Annotated in this window: 16 protein-coding genes; 10 read left to right on the top strand and 6 right to left on the bottom strand. The window is 72.8% G+C overall.

From position 1 onward, the window contains the following. Window positions 1-228: 228 nt before the first annotated feature. The 3 genes from J7462_RS29770 (at window position 229) to J7462_RS29760 (ending at window position 3101) form a co-directional block, all read left to right on the top strand. Entirely contained in the window at window positions 229-1443 is a 1215-nt protein-coding gene (locus J7462_RS29770; RefSeq protein WP_219469189.1) for a glycosyltransferase, read from the top strand. A gap of 86 nt (window positions 1444-1529) precedes the next feature. Continuing rightward, window positions 1530-2393, top strand: a complete 864-nt coding sequence (locus J7462_RS29765; RefSeq protein ID WP_219469187.1) for an alpha/beta fold hydrolase — start codon at window positions 1530-1532, stop codon at window positions 2391-2393. An 84-nt stretch (window positions 2394-2477) separates the two neighbouring features. Then, complete coding sequence (locus tag J7462_RS29760) at window positions 2478-3101, top strand: hypothetical protein (RefSeq protein ID WP_219469184.1); 624 nt, start codon at window positions 2478-2480, stop codon at window positions 3099-3101. 196 nt (window positions 3102-3297) lie between these two features. On the opposite strand, the gene J7462_RS29755 is transcribed toward J7462_RS29760, so the two are convergent. Beyond that, window positions 3298-4194, bottom strand: a complete 897-nt coding sequence (locus J7462_RS29755; protein WP_219469180.1) for a DUF72 domain-containing protein — start codon at window positions 4192-4194, stop codon at window positions 3298-3300. Window positions 4195-4362: 168 nt separating this feature from the next. On the opposite strand from J7462_RS29755, the gene J7462_RS29750 reads away from it, so the two are divergent. From J7462_RS29750 to J7462_RS29740, 3 genes are all read left to right on the top strand, one after another. Beyond that, window positions 4363-4869, top strand: coding sequence for a DinB family protein (locus J7462_RS29750; RefSeq protein ID WP_219469176.1), 507 nt, complete (start codon window positions 4363-4365; stop codon window positions 4867-4869). 107 nt (window positions 4870-4976) lie between these two features. Beyond that, window positions 4977-5216, top strand: coding sequence for a hypothetical protein (locus J7462_RS29745; protein WP_219469173.1), 240 nt, complete (start codon window positions 4977-4979; stop codon window positions 5214-5216). 298 nt (window positions 5217-5514) lie between these two features. After that, window positions 5515-6276, top strand: coding sequence for a Pr6Pr family membrane protein (locus tag J7462_RS29740; protein WP_219469172.1), 762 nt, complete (start codon window positions 5515-5517; stop codon window positions 6274-6276). A gap of 146 nt (window positions 6277-6422) precedes the next feature. On the opposite strand, the gene J7462_RS29735 is transcribed toward J7462_RS29740, so the two are convergent. Together J7462_RS29735 and J7462_RS29730 are read right to left on the bottom strand one after the other, a co-directional pair. Next, entirely contained in the window at window positions 6423-6929 is a 507-nt protein-coding gene (locus tag J7462_RS29735) for a DinB family protein (RefSeq protein WP_219469169.1), read from the bottom strand. Between the two features lie 96 nt (window positions 6930-7025). Further along, window positions 7026-7397: a glyoxalase/bleomycin resistance/extradiol dioxygenase family protein gene (locus tag J7462_RS29730; RefSeq protein ID WP_219469166.1), complete on the bottom strand. Its 372-nt coding sequence runs from the start codon at window positions 7395-7397 to the stop codon at window positions 7026-7028. Between the two features lie 263 nt (window positions 7398-7660). Between J7462_RS29730 and J7462_RS29725 the strand changes: the two genes are divergently transcribed. Then, a complete protein-coding gene (locus J7462_RS29725) occupies window positions 7661-9061 on the top strand; it encodes an acyl-CoA synthetase (RefSeq protein ID WP_255599196.1) in 1401 nt (466 codons plus the stop codon). 4 nt (window positions 9062-9065) lie between these two features. On the opposite strand, the gene J7462_RS29720 is transcribed toward J7462_RS29725, so the two are convergent. From J7462_RS29720 to J7462_RS29710, 3 genes are all read right to left on the bottom strand, one after another. Further along, window positions 9066-9905 carry a metallophosphoesterase gene (locus J7462_RS29720; RefSeq protein ID WP_219469160.1) on the bottom strand — a complete coding sequence of 280 codons (840 nt, stop codon included), beginning with the start codon at window positions 9903-9905 and terminating at the stop codon, window positions 9066-9068. Window positions 9906-10035: 130 nt separating this feature from the next. Then, a complete protein-coding gene (locus J7462_RS29715) occupies window positions 10036-11076 on the bottom strand; it encodes a 2-oxoacid:ferredoxin oxidoreductase subunit beta (RefSeq protein ID WP_219469157.1) in 1041 nt (346 codons plus the stop codon). Continuing rightward, window positions 11069-12970 carry a 2-oxoacid:acceptor oxidoreductase subunit alpha gene (locus J7462_RS29710; RefSeq protein ID WP_219469156.1) on the bottom strand — a complete coding sequence of 634 codons (1902 nt, stop codon included), beginning with the start codon at window positions 12968-12970 and terminating at the stop codon, window positions 11069-11071. Before J7462_RS29710 ends, J7462_RS29715 begins: the two co-directional genes overlap by 8 nt. A gap of 352 nt (window positions 12971-13322) precedes the next feature. Between J7462_RS29710 and J7462_RS29705 the strand changes: the two genes are divergently transcribed. From J7462_RS29705 to J7462_RS29695, 3 genes are read left to right on the top strand one after another with little or no spacing between them, the layout of a single operon-like run. Then, complete coding sequence (locus tag J7462_RS29705; protein ID WP_219469153.1) at window positions 13323-14837, top strand: serine/threonine-protein kinase; 1515 nt, start codon at window positions 13323-13325, stop codon at window positions 14835-14837. Window positions 14838-14854: 17 nt separating this feature from the next. Then, window positions 14855-16159 carry a sensor histidine kinase gene (locus J7462_RS29700; protein WP_219470834.1) on the top strand — a complete coding sequence of 435 codons (1305 nt, stop codon included), beginning with the start codon at window positions 14855-14857 and terminating at the stop codon, window positions 16157-16159. Beyond that, on the top strand, window positions 16123-16785 hold the full coding sequence (locus J7462_RS29695) for a response regulator transcription factor (protein ID WP_208569147.1): 663 nt from the start codon (window positions 16123-16125) through the stop codon (window positions 16783-16785). Before J7462_RS29700 ends, J7462_RS29695 begins: the two co-directional genes overlap by 37 nt. Window positions 16786-16879: the final 94 nt, after the last annotated feature.

Here is a 16879-nt window from a genome sequence, read left to right as displayed (position 1 = left end):
CACCGACACACGCAGGGCGGTCGGGCCGGTACGGAAAGTTGATGTTTATCGCCTCCGCGCTGGGCAACTGGTTCGGGCATGCAGGGCGGTGCGCGACGTCCGGGCATCGGCTCCTGACCGGCGGCCGGGTGCCCGCCGATCGCCCGGTGCGCGGGACCCGGTGACGACGACCGGGGCCCGGCGTGACCGGGGCCGCCTCGCCGGCGACCGGCCCACGGAGGAGGAAGCATGCGCATCGCGATGGTCTCGGGGCACGCCAGCCCGCTCGCCGCCACCGGACAGCACACCGGTGCGCAGCACCTGCACGTCGCCGAGCAGGCGGCGGCGCTGGCCGCCGAGGGCCACGAGGTGCGGGTCTACACCCGGCGGGACTCCCCCACCCCACCCGACACCGTGTCGACCGACACCGGGTACCAGGTGTGGCACGTGCCGGCCGGCCCCGCCCGGGAGGTGCCGACCGACGAACTCCTGCCGCACCTGGGCGAGTTCGGCCGCTGGTTGGCCGAGCACTGGCAGCACGGCGGCTGGCGGCCGGACGTGGCGCACGCCCACTTCTGGCTGAGCGGCCTGGCCACCCTGCACGCCGGACGCCGTACCAACACCCCGGTGGTGCTGACCTACCACGACCTGGGCAGCGCGCACCGACGCCGCTCGGCCGGCCGGGACCCCGGACCCCGGGGTCGGATCGGCTACGAACGCGCCCTCGGGCGGGCCGCCGACCGGGTCGTCGTCCAGTCGCACGACGAGTTGGGGGAACTGGTCCGCCTCGGGGTGCCCCGGTCGAAGCTGACCCTGGTGCCGGCCGGGGTGGACGAGACGGTGTTCGGGCCGGCGGGGTCGGTCGTTCCCCGCGACCCGGCCCGGCCCCGGCTGCTCACCGTCGGGTCGCTGCGCGAACGCAGCGGCTTCCAGGACGTCATCCGGGCGTTGCCCGCGGTGCCGGGGGCCGAGTGCGTGGTGGTCGGTGGGCCCCCCGCCGACCTGCTGTCGGCCGACCCGGTCGCCCGCCGGTTGACCGCGCTCGCCGAGTCCTGCGGGGTCGCCGACCGGGTCCGACTGGTCGGGTCGGTGCCCCGCGCCGAGTTGGCCGCCTGGTACCGCTCCGCCGACCTGCTGGTCGCCGCCCCCTGGTACGAGCCGTTCGGTCGTACCCCGTTGGAGGCGATGGCGTGCGGCGTGCCCGTGGTCGGCACGGAGGTCGGTGGGATCGCGGAGAGCGTCGTCGACGGGTTGACCGGGGACCTGGTGCCGCCGCGCGACCCCCGGGCGCTGGGCGGCACGATCCGCCGGCTGCTCGCCGACCGGGTACGCCGCTTCGCGTACGCCACGGCGGCCCTGGACCGGATCCGCGTCCGCTACTCCTTCCGGCACTGGGCGGAGCAGCTCACCGCCGTCTACGCCTCGGTCAGCGGGGTCGGTCAGGTCGCCACGGCAGCCGCCTGACCGCCTCCGCCCCGACCACCCCCGGGGCGCCGGGAGCGGTCGGGGCGGAGCACCGACCCGTTATTACCGGCGGGTAGGATGAGTCGGTGAGCGGGGACGTGGCATACACGCAGGAGTTCGTCGACGTCGACGGGGCCCGGATCGGCATCCAGGTCTACCCGGAGCCCGTGGGGACGCCCGGCGGCCCGGCGGTGGTGATCTGGCCGGCGATGGGGGTCCGGGCCCGGTACTACCGCCCGTTCGCCACCGCGCTGCACGACGCCGGCCTGGCCGTGACCGTCGCCGACCTGCGCGGCACCGGCGTCAGCACGCCCCCGCCGTCCCGGACCTGCCGGTACGGCTACCGCGAGCTGGCCACCGACGTCGGCGCGGTCCTCGACGCGCTGAAGCCCCGGCTGGACGGCCGTCCCACGCTGCTGCTCGGGTACTCCCTCGGCGGGCAGGCCGCCCTGCTGCACCTGGCACTGCACGGCACGGCCCGGGTCGACGGGCTCGCCCTGCTCGCCGTCGGTGTCCCGTACTGGCGCAGCTATCCGGGTCTGCGGCGCTACGGCGTGCTGCCGTACTCCCAGGGGATCTCGGCGGTGGCCGGGGCCCTCGGGGTCTGGCCGGGCTGGGGGTTCGGCGGCCGGCAGGCGCGGGGGGTGATCCGGGACTGGGCACGCACCGCCCGGACCGGCCGCTTCCCCACCCTCGACGGGGTGGACGGCGAGGCGGCCGTGGGCCGGTTGTCCCTGCCGGTGCTGGCGGTCAGCGTGGACGACGACCAGTACACCCCACACCCGGTCGTCGACCACCTCTGCGCCAAGCTCACCGCCGCACCGGTCACCCGGCACCGGTACACGGTGGCCGAGGCGGGGGCTGCGCTGGACCACTTCCGCTGGGTGCGGGCCGGGTTGCCGCTGACCCGGCGGGTCGCCGACTTCGCCGCCGGGCTGCCGCGCCGCTGATCCCCCGCCGGGCCGCGAGCCGGGCGCGTAGCCGCCGCCGGGGCGGGTATGCCGCTGCGCCCGCACACGGTGGAGGGGGATCAGATGTCTGAACGACACACCGCACTACGCTCGATGCACGACCTGGGCCTGGCGGCCTGGTTCGGTGGCTCCCTGATGGGAGCGCTGGGCGTCAACGGAGCGGCGGCACGGATCAGCGATTCGACCCAACGGCTCCCGGTGGCCTCGGCCGGTTGGTCGCGGTGGACCCCGGTCAACGCGGCGGCGATCGGCGCGCACCTGGCCGGCGCGGTGGGCGAACTGGCCACCGAGAGCCCCCGGATGATGGCCCAGTCCGGGGTGGGACGGATGAGCGCGGTGAAGACGGCGCTGACCGTCAGCGCGCTCGCGGTGACCGGCTACAGCCGGTTGATCGGGATGAAGTTGCAGAACGCCGGCAATCCGCCGGTCTCGGGGACCACCGAGCCCAACTACCAGACACCCGCCGAGGTGGCGCACCGGCAGCGGCAGATGAAGGTCCTCCAGTGGACCATTCCGGCGTTGACCGGGGCACTGGTGGTGGTCACCGCGTACATGGGTGAGCAGCAGAAGCCCGGCCAGGTGTTCCGGGGGGTGCTCGGTCGCGCCGGTGGGCTGATGGGCGCCCCGATGACGATGGGCCGGTTGGCCGCGACGGGGGCCCGCCGCCGGATGGCGATGGCCAGCTGAGCGTCGGGCCGGGACCGGCCGGTGCGGGGCCCGCCGTCGTGCTGTCGACGGCGGGCCCCGCACCGGCGGGTCGGCGACCCGACCCGCCCGCCGAACGTGCCGGCCCGGTCGCCGAACGTGCCGGCCCGGTCGCCCGGCCTGACGGCACGTCGCGTGGTGGACGGCCCGGGACACACCCGAGGGTCGGTGACCGGGGTCAGTGGCCGGCGACGGCCGTCGTGGGGGTCACCCCGAGCAGCTCCGCCAGCCGGGCGGCGTCCCGCTGGGCCTGCCCCGCGCAGCAGTTGTTGAACAGCACGTGCAGCTCCCCGGACCGGGCGGCCAGGTCGGTGAGCAGGTCGGCCCAGCGACGTAGTTCGTCGTCGGCGTAGGCGTACCGGAACCGGTCCTCCTTGCTGCCGTGCGCCCAGTGCGCGCTGTGGCCGTGCATCCGGACCAGCACCGGCTCGGCCGTACCCACCATGATCGGCGGCACCGAGGAGGGGTGCCCCTGCGGCATGTCGACGCAGACCAGGCTGAGGTCGTGGTCACGCAGGAAGGTCACCGTCTCGGCCGCCGCGAGGCCGTCGAACCAGGACCCGTGACGCAGCTCCACCGCGACCCGCCACGGCCGGCACCGGTCGGCCAGCTCGACGATCCGCCGCCGGGCACCCTCCCCCCGCAGCAGCCACGGCGGGAACTGCAACAGCACCGCGCCGAGCCGGTCGGCCGCCGCGAGCGGCTCCAGCGCCGCCCGGAACCGGTCCCACAACGCGTCGTACGTCGCCTCGGGCAGGTCCCGGCGGCGGACCCGGGACGGCCCGGTGGCCGGTCGCAGGTCCCTCGGTAGCACCTGCACCGGGGTCGGGTGTCCGGTGAAGAGGCTGAACGCCTTGACGTCGAAGGTGAAACCGGGTGGTGTGGCCGCCGCCCAGCCGCTGGTGGTCTCCGGCACCGGGACGGCGTAGTACGAGGTGTCCACCTCGACCAGTCCGAACTGCCCGGCGTACCAGCCCAGCCGCTGTGCCGGGGTACGCGCCGCCCGGGGATACCAGCCGGAGCGCAGCAGCGTCTGATCCGCCCAGGACGAGGTGCCCACCCTGATCGTTCCCATGTGGTCCAGTGGACCGCCCGCCGACCGGATCGGCAACCGCTGGGTTCCGCCGCGTGGCCGCCCGTCGACCGCCCGGTGGTGGTGACGCCGCGGGATGGCGGGCCGGAAAGTTGTCGGAGGGTGGCCCTAGGGTCACCTCGACGACATCGACCACGGAGGGTGACGGGGATGACCACTTCGGAGCGGGTGCTCACCGGTGAACGGGCCGACCTGTTGCAGGCTGTCGGCATGCACCGCGGCTTCCTGCGGCACACCGTGCGCGGGCTGACCGACGCGCAGGCGGCGACCCGCAGCACCGCCAGCGAGTTGTGCCTGGGCGGCCTGATCAAGCACGTGACCATGGTGGAGGACCGGTGGGCACGGTTCATGGTCGGCGGGGCCGAGGCGATGGAGAGCGAGCCGGTCGACTGGGTCGGCATGTTCCAGATGACCGACGACGACACCCTGGTCGATCTGCTCGCCCGGTACGCCGAGACGGCGGCCCGCACCGACGAGCTGATCACCACCCTCGACCTGGACGCGAGCCATCCACTGCCGGTGGCGCCCTGGTTCGAGCCGGGTGCCGCCTGGTCGGTGCGGCGCACCCTGCTGCACGTGATCGGGGAGACCGCCCAGCACGCCGGGCACGCCGACATCATCCGGGAGTCGATCGACGGCGCCAAGACGATGGGCTGAGCCTGGCGCGGCGGGCCCGTCGTCGCCGTCCGGTGCCGTGTGACGGGGGCCACCTGCGCCCCGCCCGATGTGACGCCCCGCACCGGGGTGGCGCTGAGCGACACGAGATGACCGGACACCGCCTCGATCAGGAAACCGCTGAGCGGCTGCTCAGCGGGCCGGGCGATGGGCCGGTGCCGGGCCCCGCGCCGCTCGTGGCGCTGCTGATCGCGATCCGCGCCGCTGCGAACCCGGCTGAGCTGCGCGGGGAGCCGGCGGCGATGTCCGCTTACCGGGCCGGCATGTCGCGGTCGGCACCGCCCGGCGGCCCCACCTCCGCAGACCCGTCCGACCAGCAGAGCGGGTAGTCAACCGCCTGGTTGGCGGGGACGACCCGCCAATGAGGCGGACAAAGCGAGTAGTCAGCCGCGCGGTCGGCGGGACGACCAGCCAGCCAGCGGACAACCGGCAGCCGAACGCGACAACCGGGCAACCGGCCGGGACGACCTCGCAACCTGGCAGCCGGACGGACCAATCGGGCAACCTGGCAGCCGGCCGGACAACCGGGCAGGACTGGGACGACCGGGCAGACGGCCCGGTGGCACCGCTGGCGACCAGGGACGGGGCACGGCCGCCAGCGGTGCCACCGGCTGGTAGCTTGCGCCGATGAATCTGCGGCGTCGACGCCTGGCGGTGGCCTTCCGGCTGGCGATCGTGATCAGTGTGCTCGCCGGGATCGTGCTCACCGCCCTCGGCCCCGCCACCGTCACCGGTCTGCTGCCGTACTTCACCATCCAGAGCAACCTGGCGGTCGGGCTCTTCGCCGGGTACGCCGCCTGGCGGGCCGGGCAGTCCCGACCCGAACCGCCCTCCGCGCTCAAGGGCGCGGTGACCCTCTACATCACCATCACCGGCGTGGTCTACCACCTGGTGCTGGCCAACCCGGCCAGCCCGTTCGCGATGGCCCAGCCGGACCGGGGACCCGCCGAGGCGGTGGGCAACCAGTTCCTGCACACCGTCGTGCCGTTGCTCGCCCTCGCCGACTGGACGCTGTTCGACGAGCGTGGCCGGCTGCGCCTGCGGTACGCCGCCTGGTGGCTGACCTTCCCGCTGGCGTACCTGGGTTTCGCCCTGGTACGCGGGCTGATCGTGCACCGCTACCCGTACCCGTTCGTCGACGCCGGACAACTCGGCTACGCCGGTGTCACGGTCAGCGCGGTCTTCTTCGCCGTCGCCTTCTGGCTGCTCGGCCTGCTCTTCGTCGGCGTCGACCGGGCCCTGGCCCGGTGGGGCGCGACCTCGACACCCGACCGGGACGCCCTGACACCCGACCCGGACGCCCCGGCACCCGACCCGGACACCCCGACACCCGACCGGGACGCCCCGGCGGAACCGACACCACCGCCACCGGTCGGGCGGTCAGCGTAGCCGGGGGCGACGGCCCCGTGGGGCCTCCTCGTCGTGGTGGTAACGGCGCGGGCCGGCCCGGATCAGGGAGTTGTCCGACGGCCACACGGCACCCAGATGCGCCCCCACCGGGTGAGGTCGGCGCACCAGGAGCGGGTGGGACCGGCTCAGGGGCGGAGCAGACCCCGCAGGTAGGCGGCCTGGCCGACGTGCTGGAGAGCGTCGGCGACGATGCTGACCAGCCGGACCCCGAGGGTCACCGGCGGGTCCCAGCTCTCGTCGACCACCCGGTCCAGGTCCGTCGGGCGCAGGCCGGCCAGGAACGTGCGGGTCCGCTCCGCCACCGCCCGGTGGTAGTCGACGAGCACCTGGGCGCTTTCCGGTCGGACCGCCGCGACCTGCTCCGCGGTGTGGCCGTAGCCGATGTCGGCGGGGTCGGCGGGAAGTCCGAACCGGGCCGCCCGGTCACCGGCGACCCAGAGTTGGTCGACGCCCAGCAGCTCGGCGATCTGCTGGTCCTGGATCCGGGTGAGGTGCCAGACCAGCCAGCCGACCGGGTTGGCCCCGGGGCGGGGAGCCCGGCGCAGCTCGTCGGGGCCGAGCCCGTCCACGGCGGCGTCCACCAGGTCGGGCAGTTGGTCGTAGGTCTCGGTCAGCAGGTCGTCGACGTTCACCGGTGCCTCCTCCGCGCTGGGCGTACACCCGACCCGGATACCGCTGACGGACCCCGACAAACCGCCTCGGCGGGCCCGTGTGGGCGCGGGGGCGGCTCAGGCGGGGCGTTCGGGCCGGGTGATGGCCCAACTGCGGCCGTCCGGGTCGCGTAGCAGCACCTCACGGGGGGTGCCGTTGGCGGCACTGACCTGCGCGCCGACCGCGACGGCGCGGCGCAGCACGGCATCGGGGTCGGTGGACTCCACGGTCAGCACCGGCAGCCGGGGGGTCGTCGCGGGCAGGTCGGCCCACTCGCTGACGGTGAACCGGTGACCGGCCACGACGAGGTCGGCGGTGAGCACCCGCCCGTCGGCGAGGCACTCCCGTGGGTGCGGGACCGCGCCGAAGACGTGGGCGTAGAACGCGATGGCGTCGGACGCGTCGGTGACCATGAGGTACGGCGCGGCTGGTGGGTGCTCGGAAGTCATGACGTCGGTGCCGCCTTCCCCGTCGACCGGCGACGGATCCGTCTGGATCGACCGTAGGTGGCGCGGCTGGCGCACCGGCACCCTTAACCGACCCCTGAACCGTGCCGGCCGCCGGTGGTGCCCGGCGGCGGGGTCGACGCGCCGACACCCCGGCGGTCGGGGGTGGTGACGGGCCGGCCGCCGCACTAGCGTCGGCGGCACGGGGCCGCACCGCGCCCTGCCGAACTGCCGGAGAGGGCGGGACCGTGTCGCTGCTGGCCGCGATGTCATCGTCGATGGACGACCGCCCGGACCTGGTGCGGGTGGATGACCGGGTGCTGTCCCGGTCCCGGTTGCAGGGGCTGGCCACCGCGGTCGCCGACGACCTGCGCGGCCTGGACCGGGTGGCGGTCGAGGCCACCCCGACGATGGAGACCGTGGTGGGGGTGGTGGGCGCGCTGCGGGCCGGTGCGGCGGTGGTGCCCGTGCCGCCGGACGCGGGACCCCGGGAGCGGGAGCACATCCTGCGCGATTCGGCGGCCCAGGCCCTGCTCGCGCCGGTGGGCGCGGCGGTCGACGGTTCCCCGGGGGCCGGTGCCGGGTTGCCGGTCGTCCCGGTCGACCTGCGCCGGGAGTCGGCGGGTACGCATCCGGAGCCCGCCCCGGAGCGGACCGCCCTGATCCTCTACACCAGCGGGACGACCGGTGCGCCGAAGGGCGCGCTGCTCTCCCGGGCCGCCATCGCCACCTGCCTGGACGGGCTGGCCGACGCCTGGGCGTGGACGCCGGACGACCTGCTGGTGCACGGGCTGCCGCTGTTCCACGTGCACGGGCTGGTACTCGGGGTGCTCGGGCCGTTGCGGATCGGCGGCCGGTTGCACCACGTCGGCCGGCCACGCCCCGAGCGGTACGCGGCGGCCGGTGGGACGCTGTGTTTCGGCGTACCGACGATCTGGGGGCGGATCGCCGCGGCACCGGCCGCCGCGCGGGCGTTGCGCCGCGCGCGGCTGCTGGTGTCGGGCAGCGCGGCGCTACCCACGGCGGTCTTCGACGGCCTCGCCGGGTTGACCGGGCACCGGGTCGTCGAGCGGTACGGCATGACGGAGACCCTGATCACGGTGAGCGCCCGGGCCGACGGGCCGCGCCGGCCGGGTGCGGTCGGGGTGCCGCTGCCCGGGGTACGCACCCGGATCGTCGACGAGCAGGGCCACGACCTGCCGAGCGACGGTACGGCGATGGGTGAGCTGCTGGTCGCCGGCCCGACCCTGTTCGACGGCTACCTGAACCGGCCGGACGCCGACGCGGCGAGCCGTACCGCCGACGGCTGGTTCCGCACCGGTGACGTCGCCACCGTCGGCCCCGACGGCTGGCACCGCATCGTCGGGCGGGCGAGCACCGACCTGATCAAGAGCGGCGGGTACCGGATCGGGGCGGGTGAGGTGGAGGAGGCGCTGCTGGCCCACCCGGGGGTACGCGAGGCTGCGGTGGTGGGCCTGCCGCACCCGGATCTGGGGCAGCAGGTCACCGCGTACGTGGTCGGCGACGGGGTGACCGGGCCGGAGCTGGTGGACTTCGTCGCCCGGCAACTGTCGGTGCACAAGCGGCCCCGGGAGGTCCGGCTGGTCGACGCCCTGCCCCGCAACGCGCTGGGCAAGGTGCAGAAGAAGCGCCTGCTGGACGGCTGAGGCGTCAGACCTGGATGGGTGCCGGCAGCACCCGCCGCAGCCACGAGTCGGGGCGGGGGCGGGGGCGCCACTCCCGGGGGTAGCCGACGGAGACCTCCTCGAACCGCACCCCGTCGTGCCAGGTCACCCGAGGGATGTGCAGGTGTCCGTAGATCACCGTCCGGGCGTGGAACCGGCGGTGCCAGTCGGCGGTGAGTTCGGTGCCGCACCACTGGGCGAACTCGGGGTAGCGCAGGATGTCGGTGGGCATCCGGACCAGCGGGTAGTGGTTGACCAGGACCTTCGGTACGGTCGGGTCGCAGCCGGCGAGCCGGGTCTCGGTCAGCGCCACCCGGGCCCGGCACCAGGCGTCCCGGCTCGGGTGCGGATCGGGGTGCAGGAACACCTCGTCGGCGCAGACCACCCCGGCGGCGTGGGCGCGGGCCAGCGCCTGTTCCTTACTGGTGACGCCCGGTTCGCGGAACGAGTAGTCGTAACCGACGAACAGCGGTGCCACCAGCAGCGGGCCGTCGGCTCCGGTCCACATCGGGTACTCGTCCTCCGGGGTGCTCACGCCCAGGCTCCGGCAGTGCCGCACGATGGCCTGGTAGCGCTCCTCCCCGCGCAGCCGGACGGGGTCCTGGGAGTGGGTCCACAGCTCGTGGTTTCCGGGGGCCCAGATGACCTTGCCGAACCGTTCGCTGAGCAGCGTCAGCGCCCAGGTGACGTCGGCGAAGAGTTCGGCGACGTCACCGGCGACGATCAGCCAGTCGCCGGCCGCGCGGGGCCAGAGGCTCTCCACGATCTTCCGGTTCTCCGGGTACGCCACGTGCAGGTCACTGACGGCGTAGATGCCGGCGTTCATCGGTGTGGTCCCCTCGTTCATCCAGTGCTGCGGGTGCGCGGCTCGACGCCGCTGCCGGCTCGGTGCGGTACGGCGTCGGGTCGGCCTCGGCGGGTGGCGGCCGGTGAGGTTCCGGCCCGTGGTCGCGCAGCTATGCCGCCGGGATCGTCCAGGTGTCGCCGGTGTGGAGGAGGTTGGTGAGTTGTTGTTCGGGGGTGTCGGTGGTGGTGTTTTTGGCGGTGGTGATTTGGTGTTGGACGAGGGTGTCGTAGGAGGGGCGGTTGATTTGGCGGAGGACGCCGATGGGGGTGTTGCGGTGGTTGTGTTCGGGGAGGCGGGTGAGGGCGAAGGCGTAGGCGGGGTCGGTGATGGTGGTGTCGTGGATGACGATGTTTTCGGGTGGGGTGGTGGCGGTGTCGCGGATTTCGAGGCCGAATCCGTGGGGTGGGTGGACGACGCAGTGTTGGTTGTTGCGGCCGAAGGTGATGGGTTGGCCGTGTTCGAGGGGGATGAGGTGGTCGTCGCGGGTGTCGGGTTGTTTGAGTTGGTCGAAGGCGCCGTCGTTGAAGATGTTGCAGTTTTGGTAGATCTCGACGAAGGCGGCGCCGTGGTGTTGGGCGGCGGCGCGGAGGACGGTTTGGAGGTGTTTGCGGTCGGAGTCGATGGTGCGGGCGACGAAGGTGGCTTCGGCTCCGAGGGCGAGGGAGAGGGGGTTGAAGGGGGCGTCGGCGGATCCGGCGGGGGTGGATTTGGTGATTTTGCCGGTTTCGCTGGTGGGGGAGTATTGGCCTTTGGTGAGGCCGTAGATGCGGTTGTTGAATAGCAGGATGGTGATGTTGACGTTGCGGCGTAGGGCGTGGATGAGGTGGTTGCCGCCGATGGAGAGGGCGTCGCCGTCGCCGGTGACGACCCAGACGTTCAGGTCGGGGCGGGTGACGGACAGTCCGGTGGCGATGGCGGGGGCGCGGCCGTGGATGGAGTGCATCCCGTAGGTGTTCATGTAGTAGGGGAAGCGGGATGAGCAGCCGATGCCGGAGATGAAGACGGTGTTTTCGCGGGGGATGTTGAGTTCGGGCATGAATTGTTGGATGGCGGCGAGGATGGCGTAGTCGCCGCAGCCGGGGCACCAGCGGACTTCCTGGTCGGATTTGAAGTCTTTGGTGGTGAGTTTCACGGCGACGGGTTCAGGCATTTTTGCAGACCTCTTCCAGCATCGTCTCCAGTTCGGCGGCGGTGAAGGGTAGGCCGCGGACCTGGTTGTAGGCGATCGCGTCGATCAGGTATCGGGCGCGGATGATCTGGGCGAGTTGGCCGAGGTTCATCTCGGGGATGACGACGCGGTCGTAGGTGGCCAGGACGTCGCCGAGGTTGGCCGGTAGGGGGTTGAGGTGGCGCAGGTGGGCTTGGGCGATGGGTTGGCCGTGGTGGCGCAGGGTGCGGCAGGCGGCGCCGATGGGTCCGTAGGTGGAGCCCCAGCCGAGCACGAGGGTTCGGGCGGTGCCGTCGGGGTCGTCGACGTCGAGGTCGGGCACGGGGATGGCCTGGATGCGGGCGGCGCGGGTGCGGACCATGTAGTCGTGGTTGGCGGGGTCGTAGGAGATGTCGCCGGTCTTGTCGGCTTTCTCCAGTCCACCGATGCGGTGTTCGAGGCCGGGGGTGCCGGGGATCGCCCAGGGGCGGGCGAGGGTGTCGGGGTCGCGTAGGTAGGGCAGGAACGTGACGCCGTCGTCGTGGTTGGGTGCGGCCGCGAAGTCGACGCGTAGGTCGGGTAGGTCCTGCACGTCGGGTAGGAGCCAGGGTTCGGAGCCGTTGGCGACGTAGTTGTCCGACAGCAGGATCACCGGGGTGCGGTAGGTGACCGCGATGCGGGCGGCTTCGAGGGCGGCGTGGAAGCAGTCCGAGGGTGACTTCGCGGCGATCACCGCGACGGGGGCTTCACCGTGGCGGCCGTGTAGGGCCATGTTCAGGTCGGCCTGTTCGGTTTTCGTGGGTAGCCCGGTGGAGGGGCCGGCGCGTTGGACGTCGACGATGACCAGGGGTAGTTCCAGGGCGACGGCCAGGGAGATCGTCTCGGATTTCAGGGCGACACCGGGGCCGCTGGTCGTGGTCACTCCCAACGCGCCGCCGTAGGAGGCGCCGAGGGCGGCGCCGACCGCGGCGATCTCGTCTTCGGCCTGCATGGTGACCACACCGAGTTTCTTGTGTTTCGACAACTCGTGCAGGATGTCCGACGCCGGGGTGATCGGGTACGCGCCGAGGAACACCGGCAGACCGGACCGGACCCCGGCCGCGACCAGACCGAGGGACAGGGCGGCGTTGCCGGTGATGTTGCGGTAGGTGCCCGGCAGCATCTTCGCGGGTTTCACCTCGTACCGCACCGAGAAACTGTCGGTGGTCTCGCCGTAGTTCCAGCCCGCCCGGAACGCGGCGATGTTCGCCGCGACGAGATCCGGACGCTTGGCGAACTTCCGTTCCAGGAACCGTAGCGTCGAGTCGTACGGGCGGGAGTACATCCACGACAACAACCCCAACGCGAACATGTTCTTCGCCCGCTCGGCGTCTTTCTTCGACACCGACAACTCCGCCAACGCCCCGACGGTCATCGACGTCAACGCCACCGGATGCACCACGAACCCGTCCAGGGTGTCATCGTCGAGGGGGCTGACCGCGTAACCGACCTTGACCAGGTTCCGGCGGGTGAACTCGTCGGTGTTCACGATGATGTCCGCACCCCGACGAAGATCACCCAGATTCGCCTTCAACGCCGCCGGATTCATCGCGACGAGAACGTTCGGCGCGTCACCCGGCGTCAGGATGTCATAGTCAGCGAAATGCACCTGGAAACTCGACACCCCCGGCAACGTCCCCGCCGGCGCCCGAATCTCCGCCGGGAAATTCGGCAACGTCGAAATATCATTCCCCAACTGCGCCGTCTCCGAGGTGAACCTGTCCCCCGTCAACTGCATCCCATCACCCGAGTCACCCGCAAACCGGATCACCACCCGGTCCAACTGACGGATCTGCTTGGGGCCGGGGGTCCCGCCGCCCGGCGGCTGCACATCGTCGTACCGTGTCGTCGGGGTCATGGGTGCTCACGTCCCTCTCTAGTCCGGGCGGCGCGCACCACGACGACGGCGCGGTGGCCGGCGCGGTGGTCCCCGGCGACGCCGGCGCGACCATCGGTTGTCGGTGCCGCATCGGCGGCAGCCCCTACCACCGGGATCGGCGACCCCGTCGTCAGCCGGCGGGGTCGCCGACCGCATCAAGCGCCGGCGAGCGCGTGCGACCACACGCTAGGGTCCGCCCCCGACCCTGCCAACCCTTAGCGATCCCCTACCAGGCGTCCCCAGCGCAGGCCCGCACGGCGTCCCCGCGGGGCGTCCAGCGGGGACGGCTGAGGGGGCGCGGGCCTCGACCCGCCATGGGACACTTGTCTACATGGGCGAGCTGACCAGCGGCGCAGTGGCCGAGCCGGGGTCGCCGCTTCGGCCGGGTGATCCGGACCATGTCGGACCCTACCGGCTACGCCGCCTGCTCGGGTCCGGCGGCATGGGGGTGGTCTTCCTGGCCGAGGCGCCGGGCGGGAGCCGGGTGGCGGTCAAGGTCGTCCACGACGAACTGCGGTCCCGGCCGGAGTTCCGGCGACGGTTCACCCGGGAGGTCGCCGCCGCCGGCCGGGTGGCCGACTTCTGCACCGCCCGGGTGCTCGACGCCGACCCGCAGGGGCCGGTCCCCTACCTCGTCACGGAGTACGTGACCGGGTCGTCCCTGCACGAGCACGTGACCCGGCACGGCTCGCTCTCCGGGCCCCAGGCCGAGGCGCTGGCCGTCGGCGTGGCCGCCGGGCTCACCGCGATCCACGCCGCCGGGCTGGCCCACGGTGACCTGACCCCCCGCAACGTGCTGCTGTCCCCGTTCGGGCCGAAGGTCATCGACTTCGGGTTGGCGAGCCTGATCGAGGTCCTCGACCCGACCACCGGTCCCTCGTACGGCACCCCGGGCTGGTTGGCCCCGGAACGGCTCGCCGGCTTCCCCCCGGCCCAGCCCGCCGACGTCTACGCCTGGGGCATCCTCGTCGGTTGGGCCGCCACCGGTCGGCTGCCGGTCGACCCCCGGGTCCACCAGGCCGGCGGGCCCGACCTGAGTGGACTGCCCGCCGGCCTGGCCGCGGTGGTCGCCCGGGCGCTGCATACCGACCCCCGACAGCGGCCCACCGCCCGGGAGGCGATGCTGATCCTGGTCGGCAGCGCCGACACGGCGAGCATCCGGTCGGCGGTGGAGCCGGTCGCCGCGACCACCGAGCAGCTCGACGGCACCCGGTGGTATCCGGTCGTCGGTCAGCCGGCCACCCTGGTCGCTCCGCCGCCGCCGCACCGGTCGCCGCCGTCCTGGCCGGCGGTGTTGACCGGGGTGGTGGCGGTGGTGGCCGCCGTCGTGCTGGGCGTGGTCGCGCTGCGCCAGGCCGACCAGCGGGGCGCACCGGCCGCCGGGCCGGACCCGTCCGCGCCGGTCAGCGTCACGCCGAGCCCCACCCCGAGCCCGTCGCCCACCCCGAGCCCCACCCCCGCCACCGCGAGCGGTCAGGACGGGTCGTTGGAATTCACCGTACGGGGGGTGCACTGCGGGTCGCGGGAGATCGGGTTCTGGCCGCTGACCCAGAAGGCGGACGGCGTGTTCTGCATGGTCGACGTCGACGTGGTCAACAAGGGGTCCAAGGGCACCATTGTCTGGCCGCTCAGCCAACGGCTGGTCGACGTCGACGGGCGTGGTTACACACCGGACACCCGGTCGCTGCTCTACTATCCGGACACGCAGCGGTTGACGAAGAACATCAAGCCCGGCGCGACGGTCAGCGGATCACTGGTCTACGACACGCCGGTCGGCACCGAGCTGCGCCAACTGGTCGTCCACGACACACCACTGAGTGCGGGCACCACCATCGATCTGCCGTGACCGGGGAGCCGCAGGACATGGACGTCGCCACCACCACGGGACTCACCGGGCGGGCCCTGTCGCGGGCGCTGTACGCCACCGGGCGCGGTGTGCTGCTCGTCGCCAGCGCCGCGCTCAGCCTGGCCCTGCTCGTCGCCACCGTGCTCGCCACGGCGTTCATCTCGCTCGGCGTCGGAGTGCTGCTGCTGCCCCTGGTCACCCCGCTGGTCCGCCGGGTCACCGGGCTGTGCCGGGATCTCGCCGGCCGGGCCGGGGTGCCGATCCCCACGCCCTACCTCCCCGCGCCGCCCACCGAGCGGGGCGTGGTCGGCTGGGTGCAGCGCTGCCGGTCCATCCTCACCGACCCGGCGACCTGGCGTGACCTGCTGTTCCTCCTGCTCAACGTGTTCGTCGGCTTCGTGCTCGGCCTGCTGCCGGTGACCCTGCTGGTCTACTCGGTGGAGGGGTTGGTGCTCTCCGCCGGGTTCTGGATGCTGATGCGCGAGTCCGGGGTGGACTTCTGGTACGGCTTCACCCCGATGGACACCTGGCCGCACGCGGTGCTCGGGGCGCTGGTCAGCCTCGTGGTGTTCGCGATCTGGGTGGCCGCCTCCCCGGGTGTGGTGGCCGGGCACGCCTACTTCGCCCGTACGCTGCTCGGCCCGAGCGAACGGGCGGAGATCGCCTCCCGGATGCGGCACCTCTCCGAGACCCGCTCGGATGTGATCAACATCCAGGCCACCGAGCTGCGCCGGATCGAACGGGACCTGCACGACGGGGCACAGGCACGGCTGGTCGCGATCGGCATGAAACTCGGCGCGGCCACCCGGCAGCTGCGGACCAATCCGGACGTCGCGGAGACCCTGCTGGTCGACGCGCGCAACGCCACCGCCTCCGCGCTGGAGGAGCTGCGTTGCCTGATCCGGGGCATCCACCCCCCGGTGCTCGCCGAGCGGGGATTGGAGGACGCCATCCGGGCCATCGCGCTGGAGAGCCCGATCGACGTCGACGTCACCGCCGACGTGCCCGGCCGGTTGGCCGCCCCGGCGGAGTCCGCCGTCTACTTCGCCCTGTCCGAGTTGCTGACCAACATCGTCAAGCACGCCAACGCCGACCGGGCCAGCATCGACCTGCGCCACGAGGACGGCGCGCTGCGGGCCGTGGTGATCGACAACGGTCAGGGCGGGGCCGACGCCTCGCTCGGCACCGGACTCCGGGGCATCGAACGGCGCTGTGCTACGTTCGACGGGACGCTCGTCCTCAGCAGTCCCGAAGGTGGGCCGACCGTCGCGATCCTGGAGCTGCCGTGCGCGTTGTACTCGCCGAGGACCTCTTCCTTCTGAGACAGGGAATGGTCCAGCTCCTCGAATCGTACGACTTCGAGATCGTCGCGGCCGTCGACAACGGACCGGCACTGCTCGACGCCCTGGTGACCCTCCGCCCGGAGGTCGCGGTGGTCGACGTGCGACTGCCGCCCACGTTCACCGACGAGGGCCTCCAGGCTGCTCTGGAGGCCCGGCGACGCTGCCCCGGCCTGCCCATCCTGGTGCTCTCCCAGCACGTCGAGCAGCTGTACGCCAAGGAGCTGCTCGCCGACGCCAGCGGCGGCATCGGCTACCTGCTCAAGGACCGGGTGCTCAACAGCGACCAGTTCGTGGACGCCATCCGCCGGGTCGCCGACGGGGGCACCGCGATGGACCCGCAGGTCATCTCGCAGTTGCTGGCCGGCCGGTCCCGCCGGGAGCCGCTGTCGACCCTCACCCCCCGCGAGCGGGAGGTGTTGAAGCTGATGGCCGAAGGATGTTCAAATACGGCCATCGCGCAGCGCCTCATCGTCAGCCAGGGCGCGGTCGCCAAGTACACCACCAGCATCTTCACCAAACTCGACCTGACCCCGGCCGACGACAGCAACCGTCGGGTGTTGGCCGTGCTGGCGTACCTCAACGGCACCCGCGCCGACGTCTCCTGACGCCGCGCCGTCCGTTCCGGGCCGTCACCGGCCGCCCGTTCCGAGCCGTCACCGGCCGTCCGTTTCGGACAGCCGGCCGCGTCTGTCCCGGACC

Origin of the sequence: Micromonospora sp. RL09-050-HVF-A (assembly GCF_019374995.1) — a bacterium.
Taxonomy (GTDB): Bacteria; Actinomycetota; Actinomycetes; order Mycobacteriales; family Micromonosporaceae; genus Micromonospora; species Micromonospora antibiotica.
This window is presented reverse-complemented; position numbering and strand designations above follow the sequence as displayed.

Coding starts and splice junctions, on each gene's coding strand:
- J7462_RS29770 (WP_219469189.1), top strand. CDS start 229: ATGCGCATCGCGATGGTCTCGGGGCACGCCAGCCCGCTCGCCGCCACC.
- J7462_RS29760 (WP_219469184.1), top strand. CDS start 2,478: ATGTCTGAACGACACACCGCACTACGCTCGATGCACGACCTGGGCCTG.
- J7462_RS29755 (WP_219469180.1), bottom strand. CDS start 4,194: ATGGGAACGATCAGGGTGGGCACCTCGTCCTGGGCGGATCAGACGCTG.
- J7462_RS29750 (WP_219469176.1), top strand. CDS start 4,363: ATGACCACTTCGGAGCGGGTGCTCACCGGTGAACGGGCCGACCTGTTG.
- J7462_RS29745 (WP_219469173.1), top strand. CDS start 4,977: ATGACCGGACACCGCCTCGATCAGGAAACCGCTGAGCGGCTGCTCAGC.
- J7462_RS29740 (WP_219469172.1), top strand. CDS start 5,515: ATGAATCTGCGGCGTCGACGCCTGGCGGTGGCCTTCCGGCTGGCGATC.
- J7462_RS29730 (WP_219469166.1), bottom strand. CDS start 7,397: ATGACTTCCGAGCACCCACCAGCCGCGCCGTACCTCATGGTCACCGAC.
- J7462_RS29725 (WP_255599196.1), top strand. CDS start 7,661: ATGTCATCGTCGATGGACGACCGCCCGGACCTGGTGCGGGTGGATGAC.
- J7462_RS29720 (WP_219469160.1), bottom strand. CDS start 9,905: ATGAACGCCGGCATCTACGCCGTCAGTGACCTGCACGTGGCGTACCCG.
- J7462_RS29715 (WP_219469157.1), bottom strand. CDS start 11,076: ATGCCTGAACCCGTCGCCGTGAAACTCACCACCAAAGACTTCAAATCC.
- J7462_RS29710 (WP_219469156.1), bottom strand. CDS start 12,970: ATGACCCCGACGACACGGTACGACGATGTGCAGCCGCCGGGCGGCGGG.
- J7462_RS29705 (WP_219469153.1), top strand. CDS start 13,323: ATGGGCGAGCTGACCAGCGGCGCAGTGGCCGAGCCGGGGTCGCCGCTT.
- J7462_RS29700 (WP_219470834.1), top strand. CDS start 14,855: ATGGACGTCGCCACCACCACGGGACTCACCGGGCGGGCCCTGTCGCGG.